Raw genomic sequence first — 19,034 nt, 5'->3', positions numbered from 1 at the left:
TACAGGTTCGCACACGCTGAGAATGGAAGGCATGATAAAAATACTGACTGTCGCCGAAATCAGCGCGCCACGGGCCAGCATCACGCAGATGGACCCAATCAAATCAATGCTGGAAACAAAGGACACGCCCAGTGTGGCGCAAAAGAGAACCAAGGAGCTGGTGATGATGGAGGGATCGGAGGAGGTGGCGGCAATGTGAATGGCCTCGTCCCGGCTTTTTCCGGAGCGCAGCTCCTCCTGAAAGCGGGTGGTCATCAAAATGGCATAGTCCACCGTGGCGCCCAACTGCACGCAGCCGATGATGGTGGGGGCAATGAAGGGGATTTCCGCCCCAGTAAAATAAGGCACGCCTTGATTGATAAAGATGGCAAGCTCAATGGTGCTCACCAGCACCAGAGGAATGGTGAGCGACTTAAACACGAAAAGGACGATGATAAAGATGGCGGCCATGGAAATGTAATTGGTGACATTGAAATCCACGGCGGAGGTTTCAATCAGGTCGTTCGTCATGGCCGCTTCGCCGGTAATCAGGGCGCCGGGGTCGTATTGCTTGAGGATTCCCCGCATCGAATCCAATTGCTTGGCCACCTCCTGAGACGCGGTGGCGTATTTGGAGTTTATCATCAGCATCTGCCAGCCGTCCTGCTTGAGCATGGTGCGCACCTCGTCGGGCACAAAAAACTCCGGAATCCCCACGCCCAGAAGGGAGTGATAAGACATCACTGACGTGATGCCAGGTAGATCTTCAAGGGCGTTTTCCAGTTGATTCATGTCTGCGGTAGAAATATCATCCTTTATAAGAACAAAGTGGGACGTGCCCATGTCGAAGTCGCTTTTCAGCTTTTGGTTGGCCACAATGGAGGGGAGGTCCTGCGGCAGGGACTCATCCAGCTTGTAGTAGATGCCCGCGTGGCTTTGTGCATAGATGGCTGGCAGAAACATCAAAAGAGTCAGACCCACGAAAACCCAGCGGTGTTTAAGAATGTGGACATTAATTTTATCAAAGCTTGGAATCAGCGTTTTGTGTTTGTGCTGATCGATTTGCTTATCGAACAGCAGCAACAGAGCCGGCAGCACAAAAATCACGGTGGCGATGCCCAGCAGCACGCCCTTTGCCATGACGATTCCGATATCTCGGCCCAGCGTCAGGCGCATGAAGCACAGGGCCAAAAAGCCCGCGATGGTGGTCATGCTGCTGCCAGAAAGAGAGGTGAATGCGGACACGATGGCCTTTGCCATGGCGTCGCGATTGTCCTCGTAATTGTTTCGCTCTTCCTCGTAGCGGTGGTAGAGAAAAATGGAGTAGTCCATGGTAACGCCAAGTTGTAAAACAGCCGCGATGGCCTTTGTAATATAGGAAATCTGGCCCAGAAAAATATTGGAGCCGAAGTTGTAGATAACGGCAAGCCCGATGCTGGTAAGAAATATAAAAGGCAGCACCGTGGATTCAAGCGTGATCGACATGGCGGCCAGCGCCAGAATAACCGCAAGGCCCACAAAAAGCGGAAGCTCGCTGTCCATTAGGTCCCGGGTATCCTTAATCACCACCGAAAAGCCTGCCAGAAAACACTTTTCGTTGCATACCGAACGCACCTGATCAATGGCCTCCATCGTTTCGTCCGAGGCGCCGGGGTGGTCGTACTGAATCACCATCATCGTGGCGTCCCCGGAGAAAAACATGTCTCTCAGGTTCGCGGGGATGAAGTCGGTGGGAATTTGAATCCCCACCATGCTGCTGACCCAGATGGCGTTGCTGACGCCGGGGATATCCTGGATTTCCTGAATCAGATGGTTGCTGTATCCGGCGGGCATATCCTCCACGATCAGCATGCTGGTGGCTGCCATTTTAAACGGGTCTTCCAGCAGCTTTTCTCCCTGAGAGGACTCCGAGCTCTGGGGCAGGTAAGACAGAATGTCGTAGTTGACGCGGGTGGCCGCAAAGCCAATTGCGGAGGGAATCAGCAGGAGGGCGGCGATGGTCGCCACCAGTTTGGGCTTGCGGGTCAGCCTATGGGCAAGTTTCTCAATCACAGGAAGTCACCTTCTTCTTTCATATGGCGGTCCCTCAGTGGAAAATTCTGGTGATTGAGGACCAAAGGTCATGGAACATCTGGCCAACGCGGCTTCCAAAGCTGCCCTTGTCGGCGGCGGCAGACGCAGATTCTTCCTCTTCTTTATCAGGCACCTTAATCTCCTGAGAGCGGATCAGCACCTGTATACTCTGGGGCGCAGGATTTTGTCCGGAGGTCAGCGACTGGGCCGGGGCAGTACTGTCCATGTTCAGCAGGTTATCCACATCGCCCGTGTGCTCATGCCATGTGTCGGTAATAATGCTGTCCAAATTGCTCTTGGCGGATTTGATGTCCTTGGTGGTAGAAAGGGCGGCAGCGGTTTGGCGCAGGGAGGAGGCCAGCCCCTCCAGCGTCTGTTTGGTGCCCTCGTCCAACTGCTCACCAGAGGTTCGGGCCAGAGCTTCCGTGTTGGAAATCAGGGTTTCCGCATTGCGGATGGAGCCTGCGGCAGTGACGCTTAAATTCTCCAGCGTTTTGAGGCTTTCCTGCGCCTTCGGCTCGTAAGTACTCAAAAGAGTTTGCAGCGCGCCCACCTTGTCAAGAAGCGTGCTTGCCTTATCTGTGGCGGACTGCCCAATGTGGGCCAGATCCTCCACATTGTTCAAAAGATTGTACAACGCGCCCATTTCGTTGCAGATATAGGCCAGCCGGCTTACTACGTCGGCGGTGGGACCGGCAATGCCATTAAGCGTCGAGTTAACTTCCTGTGTGGTGCCATTTAGGGCATCTAGCACTGCATCCACGGACCCGGAGTTATCCAGCAAAAAGTCAAAGGAATCCGAGCCCATCTGCTGACGCTTGGCGTATACGGCCAGCAGCTTTTGACATGTTTCCGGATCGGACACTTGTGCAGAAACAAACTCTGCAAACGTCCCGGAAAAGGCGGGAGAATCTCCGCTTGTTGCGGCTTGATAGGCTGATTCCAAAGATACCACGGTATCCCGGGCTTGACACAGGTCGGAAATGTCTCCATAACCTGCCAGCGGAGAGCTGACGGAGGGAATGCTGTCCATATCTGTCAAGGCGTTTCTCAAGCGTTCCAGATTGCCGCTGAGCCGCTTCATCTCAACGGTCAGATCCCGGAGATCGCCGCTGCTTTTCTCCAAATTATTCAGTGCGTTTTTCGTCTGAGTCAGCTCGGTTTTCAGCGAGACGGCCGTGTCGCTCATGGTCTGCAAAAGGTCCTTTGACTTCGTCAGCGTTTCGCTGGCGGCCTGTATCTGCTCCGACACCGGGTCCAGCAGAGCCGCAATACTTTCCATATCCAGCTTGGACGTGTCGATTCCGTCGTAGATAGCGCCCTTTCCGGCGGAGATAGTTCCCCGGGCCTTGTTCAGCGCATCAAGACCCTTGGCGCTGGAATAGAGACCGCCGGTCATGCTATTCAGGGCATCCAGCGTGGTGTCAAGACTTTTGTTCAGCTTTTCGTAATCGTTCTCCAGCTCATCCTTGCGGTCGCTCAGCTTCGCAATCTGATCCAATTGCGCCAGTGTGGCGGGAAGCATCATAAACGTCATGCCGCCAAAGGAGAAATTGTCGGAGCCAACCTCAATCGTAAAATGTTGCTCCTCTCCCGGCAGGGCTAAAAACAGAACTGTGCGCAAATTTCCCACCAATTGGACCTGCGCGCCCTTTGCCTTTAAAGAAAGAATATCGTCCTGATTGAAAACAGCCATGGCCTCCAGCGTATAATTGTTTTTTGCGTAGTCGCTGGCATTTTTGTTTGGAATAATATCAAGATTAATATTTATCACGCCGGTTTTTCCTGCTAAGTCCTCCGCCTTGGTAGGGACGCCGTTGAGCGTGTAGGACAGGGCAATGGTCCAAGGCAGGACGGCAAAGGGGGCAGTGGTCTTTCCCTCAAAATAAAAGTGAGAAGGTGCGGTCTCCTTGCTGAAATCAAAGGTGGTGGTATCGTCTTTCGCGGCAGGGATCGTGCCGTCGGTCAGGTTTACCACCTTGTCGTAGACGCCATAGTCGGTCAAAGCCGTGGCTCCGTTGAGGGCGTAACTCTTTACCACGCTGCCCTCTGTCAGGTTGCCGTAGTAATCCAGCGTGGCGTAATACGCCTCGTCGTAGGTCGGCGCCACGCCATCACCAATCTTTTCCACTGCACCCACGGGAATCAGCGTGGCCGGAAGCACCGCCGCCAGCGTCAGGGCAAGCGCGCGCGTCGTCCGGGAGATGCGGAAGGGGGATTTGTAAATCATAAAAATGCTCCTCTCAACTATGAACATATGTCTATTAATCAAATTATGTTAATTTTACGCCAGAGAGAATTATAGTATGGTCCACTTCAAAAAGCAATAGTTTTCAGAAAAAATAATCAACAAATTTTGATTAAAATATTTTTGTTGATTTTTAGACAGTGCTGAACTATAATATCCGCAAGCGGCCATATTTGAACCGCTGCGTACTTTAAGTAAAAAATGGCTGATTTTTATCAGTCCCGCCGGGGTGTTTTGTGCCGGACTGAGTCTGCGAGGATTCCCGAGGTAAAGCGGGCTGCAAATTTGCTTTTATGTGAAAGGGGCATGAACATGGTGGAAAAAGGTGAGGATCGGCGGTCGCGTCGGTCCCAGAAGCTGCTGAAAAAAGGACTGCTGGAGCTGATGCTGGAAAAAAAGTTTTCCGCCATCTCTGTGCGAGATGTCACAGAGAGGGCGGATATGAACCGGGGGACGTTTTACCTTCATTATCCGGATACCACCGCGCTGCTTCAAAGCGTGGAAACGGATATGCTGGCAGAGGCGCAGCTTCTGATTGACGAGCATATGGCGGAGTTTGAGGCGGCCGGCTCTTTGCGGCCGGTATTTAAGCCGATTCTGGATTACATTGTAAAACATCGCCCGGAATTTGAGGCGCTGTTTGCCAATAATTCCACCAGCAATTTTACCGACAGGCTGCAGGAGCTGATTTACCGCAACGGCGTGAGCCTGGTGCGGGCAAAGTTTCACACGGTGTCTTCAGCGCAAATGGATTTTCTCGTCAGCTTTATCGGATATGGACTGATCGGTCTAATCAAAACATGGTTTGACCAGGATATGGTCCTGCCCAGAGAGAATCTAGTCCGTCAGGCAGACCGTCTGGTCAACGGTGCGGCGATGGGAATTCTCACCGATGCGGGGTGAGTTGGACATGAATGGAGCGCCGGATGACGGCGGAAAAACGGGGGAAAACGCCTTAGACGTTTAGTCGAGTGTTCATAAAGATACTTTGTGAACCGCCTAAAAATGCGGGGTATAAGGCGGACAGTCTCGGATGTCCGCCTTTTGCTATGCCTTAAATTGCGGCTGGCAGTTCGTCATTGAACAGCATTTCATCATCCATCCCGTAGAATTCTTCCATAGAGGGAATGTCAAATTCCTCCTTGACATCGTTCAGCATCCCAATGTCACGGTAGTGAATCCAAATATCCTGCGGAGCAGTGCGGGAGTATTTCTCAGCCTTTTCGCCTACCACAACTTTTGCAATGAACATCCGAAGCAGCTCCGGTGTCAGCTCAGTAAGGTCGGTATACTTTTTCGCCTTTTCAATGAACCTGTCCACGTTGGTAAGTGAATTTTTGAGCTTATCCATTCTCGTTTCAGCCTTCGGCATGCGTTCCCGCAGGGATTTTTGTTCTGTGGTATATTCATCAGACAGGGTTCGGTAATGCTCATCCGGTATACGCCCCAGCACATTGTCCTCATAGAGCCTTTTAAAAAGTGCAGTAAGCTCTAAATCCCTTTTCCGCATACCCTCCAACTCTTTTTGCAGCGCAGTGATTTCTTTCCTCGTATCAGCAGTGTTTTTGCGGTTGATGCACTCTGCAAACAGCACTTCATCCTGTCTTGCAAAGTGGGTAACACGCTTCAGGTCATCCAAAATCACCGCCGCAAGCTGACTTTCCCGGATGTAGTGGGCGGAGCAGGTTTCCTTCCCATACTGCTTGTAGGTAGAGCAGGCGAAGTTGTTTTTGCTCTCGTCCATGGTATGGGCACGGTGCAGAATTAAAGGCTTTCCGCAATCAGCACAGAAGATTAGTCCCGAGTATGGATTGGGGTTCTCCATATTTTTTCTCGGACGCTTTTTATGCTCCCGAACCGCATGAGCGATATCCCAAACCTCTTGGTCGATGATGCCCTCATGGGTGTTTTCAAACCTCAGCCATTCAGATTCTGGGCGGATAATCTGCTTCTTGTTTTTGTAAGATGCGGTGGTGTGCTTCATGCTGATCGTATGTCCAAGGTAGGTTTCATCGTTCAAAATATTGACGATGGAGTTATCCCTCCACCTATAAGGTCTGGTGGTATCCAAATTCGTCAATGCCACTCCGGTCTGATTAAAATAGTAGTTGCTTGGATTCACCACCTGTTCCTCGGTGAGCTGCCTTGCGATTTGCTTGGGACCTCTACCCTCGGCACACAGCTTGAAAATATGCTTGACCACTTCGGCGGCTTCTGGATCGGGAACAATCTTTTTGAGATTGCTCTCGTCTTTTTTGTACCCATATGGCGGCCTTGTCCCAACCCGTTCCCCGCGCTCAGCCTGTGCTTTCTTCACCGACCGAATTTTTTTACTGCAGTCTTTCGCATAAAAATCGTTAAATAAGTTCCGGAACGGAGCAAAGTCGTTGTCCCCATAGAGTGTGTCCACCGCATCATTGATCGCAATAAACCGGACATTGTTGTTGGGAAAGGTATGCTCCATGAGAAAACCTGTTTGCAGATAATCTCTGCCGAGGCGGCTCATGTCCTTGACAATCAAGGTTTCCACCTGCCCACTTTCAATCAGCTCCATAATCTCATTCCATGAAGGCCGGTTGAAGTTTGTTCCACTAAAACCGTCATCGAACAGAAAACGAATATTGCCAAATCCCTTTTCCTCTGCGTACTTGGTGAGAATCAACCGCTGATTTTGGATGCTGTTGCTTTCGCCCTCCCGGTCATCCTCCTGGCTCAGTCTGCCGTACAGTATGGTATATTTTTCGTTGTTTGCCATCGTATAAAAATCCTCCTTCTTGTTGTGGCAAACTGAATACGGTAACCCAAGCATACCGTAACAGGTTCCACAAGTCTACTGAAATCAAGCGTTTTTAAGTGCTTTTTCGAGGTCGTTTTCAATCACTAAAAGCATCTTTTTTGTGGGGGTAGAGGCACTTTTTACGGGGAACACAGAATGCACGCGGAACACTCTGTCCTCCACCACCATATCCCGTTCAATGATATGGGAGGTTTCGTCTGTGTAAACAAAGCTGTCTGCAAAGGTGCGGTGAGAGGTCCCCTCGCTATCGCTTTGCCAAATGATGTCGGCAGTTTCGTAAGCGCCGAGGATATTGGTTTTCAGATAATGCTGTGCTGTTAAATTTTCATTTGTCATATCGCATCTCCTTCACATCTTCATTTCAAAATCGTGTCCGCTGTGGTCATCTTCCTTTTGACCGACCGCTAATTTCTTCTTCCTGCCGGTATGCTGCGGTGGTTTTGCGGTGGCGTCATTTATGGGAACAGGGTTGTCCAGCCGTTCCAAAGCGCGTCCCAGCTGAACCACACTGCCGCCAATGCCAGCAAGGTCATGGGAATTACTACCCACAGCGGTGTCCATGTCAGGTGCGGCAGCCTTAACTTCGTCAGAGAAAAAGAGCGATCTTTCCTGTTCCCAGCCTGTGATAACGTCTGCTGTATCTGCAACAGTCTCTTGCTGATTTGCTCCAGCTCCGACCTCGCAGGCGGATTGTCCAGCTGTATTTTGAGGCTGAGATTCTGCTGCTGGAGAGATTTTACCTGCTCCTGCAGCTGGGTCATCCCATTCCAAATCACGCTCTGGTTGTAAAACAGGTTGTCCAGCTTTTCCTGTGTCAGAGGGCAGGGTTGAGTTGTCTGCGGCGGCAGCTCCACTGAATTCGAACCTGCGTTCCGTTGCTTCAATTCTTCTAAACTCAAATTCACGCTCCATCATCTCCTTTAAATAGCGGTTGTCATGGAGCTTCATATCCCGGCAGGACATGGTGTTTGGGCAGGTGTAGGTGATGTATTTTCTGTTCTCTGTCCATTTTACCGTGTAGCCTTGTCGCTCCATATTTTTAATAAAATCTGCTTTTGTGCCGCTGGTTTTCATCGCCGTATCAATTGCGTTCATCAACGAAAACTTCCAGCTCTGCCCCTTGGCGGCGGCACGGTATTCCCGAGAGGCAAGCTTTGAGACTTGCCGCCTGTATAAGGCTGGAGGGTAGACAGCCCATATTGCTCACAAATTTGGTCGGAATATTCCCGGAGCTTTAATAATGTTTTGGGGCCTTGGTGCAATTTCTTTCCTGTTTTGAAACTGACCGAATTGATAATAAAGTGGGAGTGCAGATGCTCGTTGTCTACATGGGTGGCGATAACCACCTCAAAATCGGGGTAATTATCCTCTGCAAATTTTATGGCAATCTCATGTGCAATCTTTGGCGAGATGGTTTCGCCGTCCCTAAAGGCTTGGTCGTAATGATAAAACATCGTTTGGTCAACCTTTTTATAGCTGTTTTTGGTTACCATAAATTCTTGGAAGGCTGTTTCGGGACAGCAGTCTTTTCCGGAGATTAAGCGGATACAGCCGGTCTTATCAGCGTTCTCGGAATAGCTCTGGCAGTTGACGGTGTGGTCACAATTTATTTTCTCCGGCTCGATGCACACCTTGAAATCTTGCAGAATGTACTGGATTTCATTTCGCATGGAGAAGGCATTTTGCTTTTTGCAGGGGATAAAGTTAACCGTTGCCATTACCGGTTTACCTCGCAAAGTGCAGACAGTTTTTCATAGATACCACTTAGCTGCGCCTTGGTTTCTGCAAGGTAAACGGCATCCACTTTTCCCATATTGGCCAGAGTGGTCAGCTGATTGAGGTTTCTGCCGATGGCTTTCAGCTCACCGATGAGCTCCTGTACCCCGTCTACTACAACGACCTCCTTATCGGTTATGGCTCGTTCTAAAAATTCGGTCATGGTAACCTTGCCGCGCCTGGCTTTTCGTTTCAGGGTTTGATAGGTGCTTTCGCTGATGCGAAAGGCAAAGGGTTTCTTTTTCATTGGCGGTTCTCCTTTCAATTTTGATTACGCCAACGGCGCTCTATAAAGTGGGGTCCGGGGCTTCTGCCCCGAGCGAGCTGTGTCCGGCGTATAGCCCGGCGCTCTGCTCGCCTCACCCAAGGGGTGAGAAATCGCAGCGGAAACTCCTACACTTCATCGGAAACAAGTGCAAATCGGAAGTTGTCCGCAACAGCGGCTCAATTTGCGGTTTTATTCGGATTAGGTGGAGTTATGCCACTCCACCGTCAATCTCGCCACACAGGGGCGAACAGGAGGCAACGGCGGCGAGATTACTGTCCCGTGACGGTGCTGACGGTAAAGACGGCAAGTTTGGGCGGCTTGATTCTGCCGTCATATCGTCATTACCGTCATAGCGGAGAGTAAATTCCCGTCGCTCAAAAGTCCTGTTCTGCGAATAATGAATACCGTTTTTGCCCAGATGTTCCATGTGCTTGATGATTCTCTTTTTCAGAATTGCAGGGCTGTAATCCAGATTCAGTTTTTCTATCAGCTCGGTTGCCGTCCCTGTGAAGCTGCCTGCCAATTTTATAAAATCACAGAGAAGAAAAATTTCCTCCGGTATGATGAGCTGCTCCATTTCAATCGGTTCCAGCAGCTCCCATACAAAATTGTTCTTGTTGAATTCCAAGAACAATGCCCGCCCCTCAATATCTCTGCCGGTACAAATCAGCTTTGCCGTGTTTTCAGTTCGCTTATCTTTTTGCAGTACAAAGTTTGTATCAGCACCACCAGCAATACCGCTAGTGCCCGAAATCATATTGAGCGGATCGGCATCGCCTGTTTTTCTAAGATGATGTACGAGCAGGATAGCAAGATGGTGACGGTCCGCAATTTGCTTCAGTGCGTTGATATCATCATAATCGGCGACATAGGGATTCACATTTGCTGACACAGTTTTGCGAACCTTTTGCAGCGTATCAATCACAATCAGTCCTGTGTTGGGATGCTCCCCGATAAAGTTTTCAATCTGATTTTCCAGCCCATGGCCGATGGCATCGCTCATAATGGCAAAGTGAAGTGTCGCTGGTGCTTCATCGGTAATTTCAAACAGCCTGTTTTGGATACGGGCGAAGCTATCCTCTAAGCAGAGATACAGGACTTCGCTTTTCAGAGTTTCAAATCCCCATACCTTTTCGCCCTTTGCCACCTGTAAGCAGATCCACAGTGCCAGCCAGCTCTTGCCGATTTTCGGTGAGCCCGCCAGCACATGCAGCCCTTCAGGCAGCAGACCGCTGACAATAAATTTCAGCGGCTCCATGGGTGTGGTCATCAGGGTTTCCGCATCCATGGTTTCTAATTTCTTTGACATTTTTGATTCCTCCTCTTAATTCAATTTGTTTTGTAAAATGCAATAAATTGAATATTGAAAACTTCTATTCCTTGTGATACCATTGTCTTATATCCAGAAACAGAAATACACAGCGAATCGCAGAAACGCTGTTTTGCGGAAAATCGATTATTTGCGAGAGGAGTGCCTATGGAACAGTACCCACTAATTAAAGTTTTTGAGGGAAGTGACAAGCTGATTTACTCCATGGCTTATGCCTATCCGAACAAAGTGACGCAGTATGCGCAAAAGTTTATTGGAAATGGACTGATTGAATTTGTAGAAATGGATTTCGAGGAATATACAACATTGCTCACTGAAACGAAATCCATTCCGCTCACTATGGCAAACTATCAGACAATCAGAAACAAAATATTTGATGTTGCAGAAACCATTGCAGACAAGCACCGCTATGTTTATTTCTTTTTAGTGGGCTTACTGAACAACATTTTGAAAGAACCAATTCGCACCAAAGACGAATTTGAGGCCGCCTTGCTCAGACCGCTGACAACATGTTTAGATGAGTTGGAACACATTTTAGAGCTGCAAGAGGTATGCACGAAAGCGGTCACCACCTGTTTAGATAAAGAAACCCGCTCGGACAAGGAAATGTCCCAGCGGCTTTGTGATTTCGTATCGGAGTACCCCGGCTTTGCCGAGGCTACTGTAAAGATAAAATATGAGCTGCTGCCGAAGAAAAATGGCAAGGTGGATATGAGTACGCTTAAGGATATCCATGATTGGAATCTGCGGGAAACAGATGAGCTTTTGGAAATCATGCACCAGGATGGCGAGGGTGTCAGTCTGATGCCATACTATTTGTTTGAGTATTTGGATGAGATGCTCTATTTTGAATTTACCGAGATGCTTAAAAATGCACAGTTCGTTAAGCGATGCAAACTGTGCAGCCGCTATTTTGTGTTGACCGATAAGCGTAAGCGGGATTTCTGCGACCGGCCTTATAAAGGTAATCGCACCTGCAAACAGGTTGGAGCAAAGCTGTTTTATGATCAGGGCATGCAGGGAAACGATTATTTGCTGGCTTTCCTGACCGAGTACAACAAGGTGTACTCTCGCCGTTATCGTGCGGACGGTAAGTTGCCTGAAGAATTTAGCGGTAAGGACATGTCCTCGGAGGAATTTTCCAAGTGGGCAAAAATGGCACGTCAGGCTCGCAGTGATTACCTTGATGGGAAAATAACAGGCGAAGAAATGCTGGCGAAAATTAAGATAGATTAATGGGGTACGTGTTTCGGCGATTCCCTATGCAAAACAACAAAGGCTGTTCCAATCGGAGCAGCCTTTGTTGCGGTATAGGATAGAGAATGCTTGGTTTCGGCTCTAATCCATACGCCCCACCATTTTATTGATGTCACCATCACCGTCCACGAAAATTGCAACATTGGGTTCATCGTTATCATCAATCCAACCAAAGCCGAGAAAGTAGACCTGCTTTTGACCGTACACAACTCTGGCATCACCCATCCTTGGCTCTTGCGCCGTTGTCGTTACTGTGGTTTTTGATGTTACCGGGAAGTGGGTAGGGTTATCTCTCAGAGGGCTGTTCTCAGTCAAGATTTCCGTGCTGTCAGCTGATTTGGGTGGCTCAAAGTCGGCTCCCGCTGGAGGCGTGCTGTGGATGCTGATTTCGGCGGTTTCTTCGCTCACAACTGCTTTGTCTTCTGTCGGTGGGGTGTTTTATCCCCAACGGTAACTGGTGCGCTGACACAGGGCAAACATTGGGGACAACGGTGGCTTGTGGAGAGTGTGCTGGTGTTGCCTGTAACGGTTGATAAAATATTGCGATAATAGCTATGTGGGCTGTAATCGTACAGAGAGTAAATAACTTCCTTTTCATAGTGTTCTCCTAATCCGTTATATCCTTCAACTCGGTCTGTGGCTGGCTGATAATATCGATTATCATTTGAGCCCCAAGCCGAAAACCCTCACAAAATCTTTCTTCCGCATTTTTAGCAATGATATCGCCTTGTGCATTCATAAACCGCTCTAATATGCGTTTTAGCACATCGTCATTTTCTACCGCCTTGGACAGTTCATCTTCGCATTTGGACATTGTCCCAACAAGCTTGCCATATTCAGATTTGCGATCAAGTGTTTTTGAGAATGGTGCTATGTTCCCATAGTATAATTCTGCTATTAAATCAGGGTTTCTCATCTTCTTTCTCCTTTGTCATAGAAAAACAGCCGTTTGTTTTGAGAGAATTCTCAAGCAAACGGCTGTTTTCATAAATATGAAGTTGTGTGAGCAATCGCCATGCAAGCCAAAATCCACATTCGAAGCTATCTCGGGCACGAGCGCCTGCGATTAAGTCCTTGTTGTCAATGATACGCAGTACCAGCTTTCGTTCTGGTTTTTCTAAACTGCGGATTAGCGATTGGTGTGCTTCATCAATTTCTTTTTGGAAAGCTTGTTCTGGGGCAAAGTTGCCGTAGTGGTCAAATAACTCTTCGATTACGGTTTTCATCATGTGTCACCTCCTTAGCAAAACACAATACTACAGAAACAGCAGAATAGCTACTAAAACAATTAGGTTGCAAATGTTGTATCAAGGAGGGGATTGAATTTTTCTCTCAAATGAAATATACTAATATTGGATAATTATAATTCGAGGTGAATTGCATGGAATATCTAACCATGAAAGAAGCTGCTAAGCTGTGGGGCGTAACCAGTAGAATGGTTACCTACTATTGTACCTCCGGAAAAATTGACGGTGCAATAAAAAAAGGTGATATATGGCTTATTCCAAGCAACTCACAAAAACCTGTGGACGGTAGAACAACGCAGGGACGTAAATTAAGGCAAAAGGGTGGTGGAAATAAATGAATGGTAAAAAGCATCTTTCTGAAGAGGATATAAAAATGAAGTTTATTACTCCTGCAATTATTAACGCCGGCTGGGATTTGGAAAAACAAATTCGAGCAGAATACCCTTTTACTGATGGGCGTGTCATTGTTCGAGGTGAAACAGCAAAACGGGCTAAGCGTAAGGCAATTGATTATTTGTTGTTGTACAAGCCTAACGTACCGATAGCAATTATAGAAGCGAAGAAAAACAAATTAAGTGTTGGTGCAGGAATGCAACAAGCACTTGACTATGTGGAAGCAATTAAGGCGGCAAAAATGCTGGATGTTCCTTTTGCATACAGTTCAAATGGTGATGGCTTCATTGAGCATGATATGAAAACCGGAATTGAGCGTGAAATATCATTGGATGAGTTTCCGTCTCCTGAGAATTTATGGAATCGATATATAACGGTTGAACAACTTTCCACAGAACAAGAGCTTTTGATTACAGAACCTTATTATTTCGGTGGAAAAAATAAGACGCCTCGATACTATCAGCGCATTGCAATTAATCGAACCATTGAGGCAATCGCTAAAGGTCAAAATAGAATTTTGCTCGTTATGGCAACTGGAACAGGAAAAACTTTGACTGCTTTTCAAATAATTTATCGTCTTTGGCATGCAGGAGTAAAGAAAAAGATTTTATATCTTGCGGATAGAAATATCTTAATTGATCAAACAATTAGTAACGATTTTAAGCCCTTTGAAAAGGTTATTACTAAGGTGGAAAATCGTAAACTGGATTCTTCCTATGAAATCTATATGTCGCTCTATCACCAACTTTCAGGTGACGATGATATGGAAGCTTTTAAGCAATTTCAGCCAGAATTCTTTGATCTAATTGTAATTGATGAATGTCATAGGGGTAGTGCTCGTGAAGAATCTCGCTGGAGAAAGATTCTGGATTACTTTTCAACAGCAACACACTTGGGGCTCACTGCAACACCAAAAGAAACTTCAGATGTTTCTAATCAAGGATATTTTGGTAAGCCGGTGTATACATATTCTTTAAAGCAAGGCATTGATGATGGTTTTTTAGCACCATACAAAGTAGTTCGTATCGGATTGGATAAAGACCTACAAGGTTACAGACCAGAGGCGGGTAAAACTGACATTTATGGAAATGTTCTTGAGGATCGAGAATACAACATCAAGGATTTTGACCGAAATTTAGTTATTGATGATCGAACCAAAACTGTTGCTGCAAAAGTAACAGAGTTTTTGAAGAAGACCGATCGCTTTTCAAAGACTATTGTATTTTGTGTTGATATTGACCATGCCGAGCGTATGAGACAGGCTCTTATAAATGAAAACTCTGAGCTGGTTTTGCAAAACCCCAAATATGTAATGCGTATCACGGGCGATAATCCAGAAGGAAAGGCACAGTTAGATAACTTTATTGATGAGGATAGTCTTTATCCAACCATTGTGACCACCTCAAAATTAATGACTACGGGTGTAGATTGCAAAACCTGCAAGCTTATCGTCTTGGATAACAACTTCAGCGAAGATGGCGGTATGACCGAATTCAAACAAATCATCGGTCGAGGTACTCGCTTAAAACCGGATTACGGCAAGCTCTATTTCACCATTATGGATTTTAGAAATGCAAGCCGTTTGTTTGCTGATCCTAATTTTGATGGTGATCCTGTTCAAATTTATGAACCTGCCGCCGATGAATCGCCAGTACCTCCTGATGATAGCACTGTCGAAGATGACAGCTGCGAAGAATTTCCAACTGATTTTACACCAATCACGGGATATGAGGGCGATGATGACGAGAGACCAAAAAAATATCGTGTTAACGATGTGTTGGTTATGGTGGTTTCCGAACGTGTGCAATACTATGACAGTGATGGAAAACTTATCAGCGAAAGTATCACGGATTATTCTAAAAAGAATATTTTGAATGAGTTTGCTACCCTTGATGATTTCTTGAATGCTTGGAATTCAGAAGAACGCAAACAGGCGATTATTGACGAATTAAAAGAACACGGTGTACTTTTGGAGGCCTTGCGTGAAGTTGCAGGAAACAAAGAACTCGATGATTTTGATTTAATTTGTCATATCGCTTACGATAAGCCTCCCCTCACCAAAGCAGAACGAGCAAAAAATGTAAAAAAACGTGGCTACTTATACAAATATTCCGATATGGCACAACAGGTGCTGGATGCCTTGTTGGAAAAATACATGAATGATCGTATCACAGAGCTTACCGACACCAAAATTTTGGAGCTTAAAGAATTTGAGAAATTTGGTAGCTCACTCAAAATTGTAAAAGCATTTGGTGGCAGAGCTGCCTATTTGCAGGCAGTAAAAGGATTGCAACAAGAATTATATATAGCGTAGAAAGAGGAAGAAGTAGATGACTATGGGAAGTATGGTAAAGCGGTTACAAGACATTATGCGTAATGATGCGGGTGTCAATGGAGACGCACAAAGAATTGAACAAATGACATGGCTTTTGTTCTTGAAAATTTATGACGATAAAGAACAGCTGTGGGAGTTACACAGAGATAATTACACCTCTATTATCCCAGAAAATCTGCGATGGAGAAATTGGGCAGTCGATAATAAAGACGGCAAGGCCTTAACTGGAGACAAGCTCTTAAAGTTTATCAACGAAGAACTGTTTCAACATTTAAAGGCCGTGGAGGTGGATGAAACCACTCCTATGCATGAGCTTATCATTAAGTATGCTTTTGAAGATGCCTATAATTATATGAAAGATGGAATTTTGCTCCGCCAAGTGATTAATGTTATTGACGAGGTTGATTTCACCGAGCATAGTGAGCGGCACGCATTCAACGACATCTATGAAACCATTCTGAAAGATTTACAGAGCCAGCGTTCAAGCGGTGAATTTTACACACCACGCCCTGTTACAGACTTCATGGTAGAAGTTATCAAGCCAACTCTTGATGATAAAATTGCAGATTTTGCTTGCGGTACAGGTGGCTTTTTGACCTCTACGCTCAAATATCTTGACCTACAGGTGAAAACTGTTGAGGATAAAGAAAAATATAACACCAGTGTCTACGGTATAGAGAAGAAAGCTTTACCCCACCTGCTTTGCGTAACCAATATGCTATTGCATGATATTGATGAGCCAAACATTTTCCATACCAATTCTCTTGAAAAAAGTGTAAAGGAGTACAAGGAACGTAATGATGGCGATTGCTTTGATGTAATTCTGATGAATCCTCCCTATGGTGGAAACGAAAAAGAAGGGATTAAAAGCAATTTCCCTGCAGAACTCCGAAGCAGCGAAACCGCAGATTTATTCGTTTCTTTAATCCTCTATCGTCTGAAACGTAATGGTAGAGTTGGCATTGTATTACCTGATGGTTTTTTGTTTGGTACCGATAATGCAAAGGTAGCAATTAAAACAAAGCTGATGGAAGAATGCAATCTTCACACCGTTATTAGGTTGCCTCACAGCGTTTTTGCGCCTTATACATCCATCACTACAAACATATTGTTCTTTGATAAAACCAGACCTACTAAGGAAACGTGGTTTTACCGAATGGATATGCCGGAGGGGTATAAGAATTTTTCTAAAACAAAGCCGATAAAAAATGAGCACTTCGCCCCTGTGATGGATTGGATTGCAAACAAAACTGAAATTGCTGAAGACAGCTTTGATAAGGCAAAAAAATATACCATGGCTGAAATCATAGAGCGTAACTACAATATTGATTTATGCGGCTTCCCTCACGAAGAAGAGGAAATTTTAGAGCCGTCAGAGCTTATTGAGCAGTACCACAATAAAAAAGCAGAGCTCAATCAAAAAATTGATGCTATCTTAGGTGAACTAATGAGCATGTTGGAGGAATAAAACGATGAGAGCACAAAGCTTAAAAAATGCAATTCTCCAACTGGCCATTCAAGGAAAGCTTGTTACCCAAAATGAACAAGATGAGCCTGCTCATATACTTCTCGAAAAGATTAGGTCGGAGAAAGCACAACTTGTTAAAGAAAAAAAAATCAAGGCCGAAAAGGCACTGCCCCCAATTATAAATGAGGAAAAGCCTTTTGATATTCCTGGGAATTGGGAATGGGTAAGGCTCGGAGACTTATGTTCGTATATTCAGCGAGGAAAATCCCCAAAATATTCAGAGACCAAAAAAATTCCAGTGATCTCACAGAAATGTAACCAATGGACGGGTTTTTCCATAGACAAAGCAAAATTTATTGAGCCTAAAAGTATAGAAAGCTATGGCGAAGAACGAGTATTGCAAGAAAATGACTTACTTTGGAACTCAACAGGCTTAGGAACGCTTGGAAGAATTGCAATATATCAATTGCACTTGAACCCCTATGGAATTGCGGTTGCGGATAGTCACGTTACTGTAATCCGGCCTTTTGTGCAATTTCTTAGTTGCAAGTATTTGTTTCAATATTTCTCGTCTCCGTGTGTCCAAAACGCAATTGAAGATAAAGCTGATGGCAGCACAAAACAGAAAGAATTGGCAACAACCACCATTAAAAACTATATCGTGCCCCTCCCACCTCTTGCAGAACAGCAGCGCATTGTAGAAAAAATTGAACAGCTTATGCTTATTGTAGAGAAGTATGACCTGTACGAACAAGAGCTTTCTGCTTTGGAAATTAAGTTTCCACAAGATCTCAAAAAGTCAGTTTTGCAGTATGCTGTGCAAGGGAAACTTGTGCAGCAAAATGAAAACGATGAGCCTACAAACGTATTGCTTGAGAAGATAAGAGCGGAAAAAGCTCAGCTTATTAAGGACAAGAAAATCAAAACTGAAAAACCACTCCCACCAATTGCGGATGAGGAAAAGCCTTTCGATATTCCGGAGAGTTGGGAATGGGGAAGACTTGGAGATTTGTGCTCATATATTCAACGTGGCAAGTCTCCTCAATATTCCGAAATCGAACAAATTCCGGTAGTTGCTCAAAAATGCAATCAGTGGACAGGCTTTTCTCTCGAAAAGGCAAAATTTATTGAACCTAAAAGCATAGAAAGCTATGGGCAAGAACGTCTGTTGCAAGAAGGAGATCTACTTTGGAATTCCACGGGGTTGGGCACTCTTGGTCGAATGGCAATGTATCAAGAAAATCTAAACCCCTATGGAATTGCAGTTGCTGATAGTCATGTTACTGTGGTCCGCCCTTTTACGCAATATCTTAACTGCTTGTATTTGCTTCACTATTTTTCTTCTCCATGTGTCCAAAACGTAATTGAAAATAAAGCGGACGGCAGCACAAAGCAAAAGGAACTGGCAACATCCACTATCAAGAATTATGTTGTTCCTGTTCCTCCTCTTGCTGAGCAACAACGCATTGTAGAAAAAGTGGAAAGCCTGGTTACTCTCTGTGGTACTCTGACTGATGAAAGTAAGCTAAAGCAATATCAATCGCCGAAGCATATTGAAAATGTAATTGCTTTCCCTGCCAGTGAATATGAAGAAGAACATCGTGTAGCGGCACGTGCTGATGAAATCAGTGCAGAAACCAGGGCCAAAGAAGCTGAACGCCTTACAATGCTGAAAAGGAGCCAAAAATGACACCGGAAGAATGTGCAGCAAAGGTTTTAAAAGATTTTAATATCAATGATATTCCTGCGCTGCACTTTTCCGAAATCTGCGAATTTCATGGCATCCTATGGGATGAGTTTGAATACAACGATTCTAAATATTCTGGAGCATTGCATAAAGAAAATGGTAAATACTATATTCTC

Annotated in this window: 17 protein-coding genes and 2 pseudogenes; 8 read left to right on the top strand and 11 right to left on the bottom strand. The window is 45.9% G+C overall.

What is annotated here, in order from left to right; genetic code table 11:
- Positions 1 to 2,031 (bottom strand): MMPL family transporter (locus tag RT018_RS08875; RefSeq protein WP_312941148.1); only part of this gene is annotated, 2,031 nt, incomplete at its 3' end.
- A 34-nt stretch (positions 2,032 to 2,065) separates the two neighbouring features.
- Positions 2,066 to 4,282, bottom strand: a complete 2,217-nt coding sequence (locus RT018_RS08870; protein WP_312941146.1) for a hypothetical protein — start codon at positions 4,280 to 4,282, stop codon at positions 2,066 to 2,068.
- A 219-nt stretch (positions 4,283 to 4,501) separates the two neighbouring features.
- On the opposite strand from RT018_RS08870, the pseudogene RT018_RS15825 reads away from it, so the two are divergent.
- From RT018_RS15825 to RT018_RS08865, 3 genes and pseudogenes are all read left to right on the top strand, one after another.
- Positions 4,502 to 4,786 (top strand): annotated as a pseudogene (locus RT018_RS15825) (TetR family transcriptional regulator); the annotation flags it as partial.
- A pseudogene (locus tag RT018_RS15820) lies at positions 4,741 to 4,839 on the top strand (hypothetical protein); the annotation flags it as partial. The pseudogenes RT018_RS15825 and RT018_RS15820, both read left to right, overlap by 46 nt.
- A complete protein-coding gene (locus tag RT018_RS08865; RefSeq protein ID WP_397360049.1) occupies positions 4,811 to 5,203 on the top strand; it encodes a TetR-like C-terminal domain-containing protein in 393 nt (130 codons plus the stop codon). The pseudogene RT018_RS15820 and the gene RT018_RS08865, both read left to right, overlap by 29 nt.
- A gap of 151 nt (positions 5,204 to 5,354) precedes the next feature.
- Here the strand turns inward: RT018_RS08865 and RT018_RS08860 are convergent, their stop codons facing one another.
- The 6 genes from RT018_RS08860 to RT018_RS08835 form a co-directional block, all read right to left on the bottom strand.
- Entirely contained in the window at positions 5,355 to 7,055 is a 1,701-nt protein-coding gene (locus RT018_RS08860; RefSeq protein WP_312941142.1) for a recombinase family protein, read from the bottom strand.
- Positions 7,056 to 7,139: 84 nt separating this feature from the next.
- A complete protein-coding gene (locus tag RT018_RS08855; RefSeq protein WP_312941140.1) occupies positions 7,140 to 7,433 on the bottom strand; it encodes a hypothetical protein in 294 nt (97 codons plus the stop codon).
- A gap of 12 nt (positions 7,434 to 7,445) precedes the next feature.
- On the bottom strand, positions 7,446 to 8,192 hold the full coding sequence (locus RT018_RS08850; protein ID WP_312941138.1) for a hypothetical protein: 747 nt from the start codon (positions 8,190 to 8,192) through the stop codon (positions 7,446 to 7,448).
- A complete protein-coding gene (locus RT018_RS08845) occupies positions 8,192 to 8,815 on the bottom strand; it encodes a relaxase/mobilization nuclease domain-containing protein (protein WP_312941136.1) in 624 nt (207 codons plus the stop codon). The genes RT018_RS08850 and RT018_RS08845 overlap by 1 nt, the downstream gene beginning before the upstream one ends.
- Positions 8,815 to 9,120 carry a plasmid mobilization protein gene (locus RT018_RS08840; RefSeq protein ID WP_312941134.1) on the bottom strand — a complete coding sequence of 102 codons (306 nt, stop codon included), beginning with the start codon at positions 9,118 to 9,120 and terminating at the stop codon, positions 8,815 to 8,817. The genes RT018_RS08845 and RT018_RS08840 overlap by 1 nt, the downstream gene beginning before the upstream one ends.
- A 229-nt stretch (positions 9,121 to 9,349) precedes the next feature.
- Entirely contained in the window at positions 9,350 to 10,450 is a 1,101-nt protein-coding gene (locus tag RT018_RS08835) for an AAA family ATPase (RefSeq protein WP_312941133.1), read from the bottom strand.
- A gap of 168 nt (positions 10,451 to 10,618) precedes the next feature.
- Between RT018_RS08835 and RT018_RS08830 the strand changes: the two genes are divergently transcribed.
- Positions 10,619 to 11,707, top strand: coding sequence for a DUF6076 domain-containing protein (locus RT018_RS08830; protein WP_312941131.1), 1,089 nt, complete (start codon positions 10,619 to 10,621; stop codon positions 11,705 to 11,707).
- Between the two features lie 102 nt (positions 11,708 to 11,809).
- Here the strand turns inward: RT018_RS08830 and RT018_RS08825 are convergent, their stop codons facing one another.
- The 3 genes from RT018_RS08825 to RT018_RS08815 form a co-directional block, all read right to left on the bottom strand.
- Positions 11,810 to 12,136, bottom strand: coding sequence for a DUF6550 family protein (locus tag RT018_RS08825; RefSeq protein WP_312941129.1), 327 nt, complete (start codon positions 12,134 to 12,136; stop codon positions 11,810 to 11,812).
- A 199-nt stretch (positions 12,137 to 12,335) separates the two neighbouring features.
- Positions 12,336 to 12,644 (bottom strand): DUF6809 family protein, encoded by a 309-nt coding sequence (locus tag RT018_RS08820; protein ID WP_312941127.1) that lies wholly within the window; start codon positions 12,642 to 12,644, stop codon positions 12,336 to 12,338.
- On the bottom strand, positions 12,631 to 12,957 hold the full coding sequence (locus tag RT018_RS08815; RefSeq protein WP_312941125.1) for a hypothetical protein: 327 nt from the start codon (positions 12,955 to 12,957) through the stop codon (positions 12,631 to 12,633). The genes RT018_RS08820 and RT018_RS08815 overlap by 14 nt, the downstream gene beginning before the upstream one ends.
- 152 nt (positions 12,958 to 13,109) lie before the next feature.
- Here RT018_RS08815 and RT018_RS08810 point away from each other — a divergent pair, with 152 nt between their 5' ends.
- From RT018_RS08810 to RT018_RS08795, 4 genes are read left to right on the top strand one after another with little or no spacing between them, the layout of a single operon-like run.
- The gene (locus tag RT018_RS08810) at positions 13,110 to 13,313 is read left to right on the top strand and encodes a helix-turn-helix domain-containing protein (protein ID WP_306569241.1); all 204 of its coding nucleotides are present in this window, start codon (positions 13,110 to 13,112) and stop codon (positions 13,311 to 13,313) included.
- Positions 13,310 to 15,682, top strand: coding sequence for an EcoAI/FtnUII family type I restriction enzme subunit R (gene hsdR, locus RT018_RS08805; protein WP_312941123.1), 2,373 nt, complete (start codon positions 13,310 to 13,312; stop codon positions 15,680 to 15,682). The genes RT018_RS08810 and hsdR overlap by 4 nt, the downstream gene beginning before the upstream one ends.
- Before the next feature lie 16 nt (positions 15,683 to 15,698).
- Positions 15,699 to 17,171: a class I SAM-dependent DNA methyltransferase gene (locus RT018_RS08800; RefSeq protein ID WP_312941121.1), complete on the top strand. Its 1,473-nt coding sequence runs from the start codon at positions 15,699 to 15,701 to the stop codon at positions 17,169 to 17,171.
- Between the two features lie 4 nt (positions 17,172 to 17,175).
- Positions 17,176 to 18,861: a restriction endonuclease subunit S gene (locus RT018_RS08795; protein WP_312941119.1), complete on the top strand. Its 1,686-nt coding sequence runs from the start codon at positions 17,176 to 17,178 to the stop codon at positions 18,859 to 18,861.
- Positions 18,862 to 19,034: the final 173 nt, after the last annotated feature.

Source organism: Oscillibacter sp., from assembly GCF_032060045.1.
In the GTDB taxonomy this organism is placed as follows: Bacteria; Bacillota; Clostridia; order Oscillospirales; family Oscillospiraceae; genus Oscillibacter.
The sequence above is the reverse complement of the archived record's forward strand: the minus strand, read 5'-3'. Positions and strand labels throughout refer to the sequence as shown.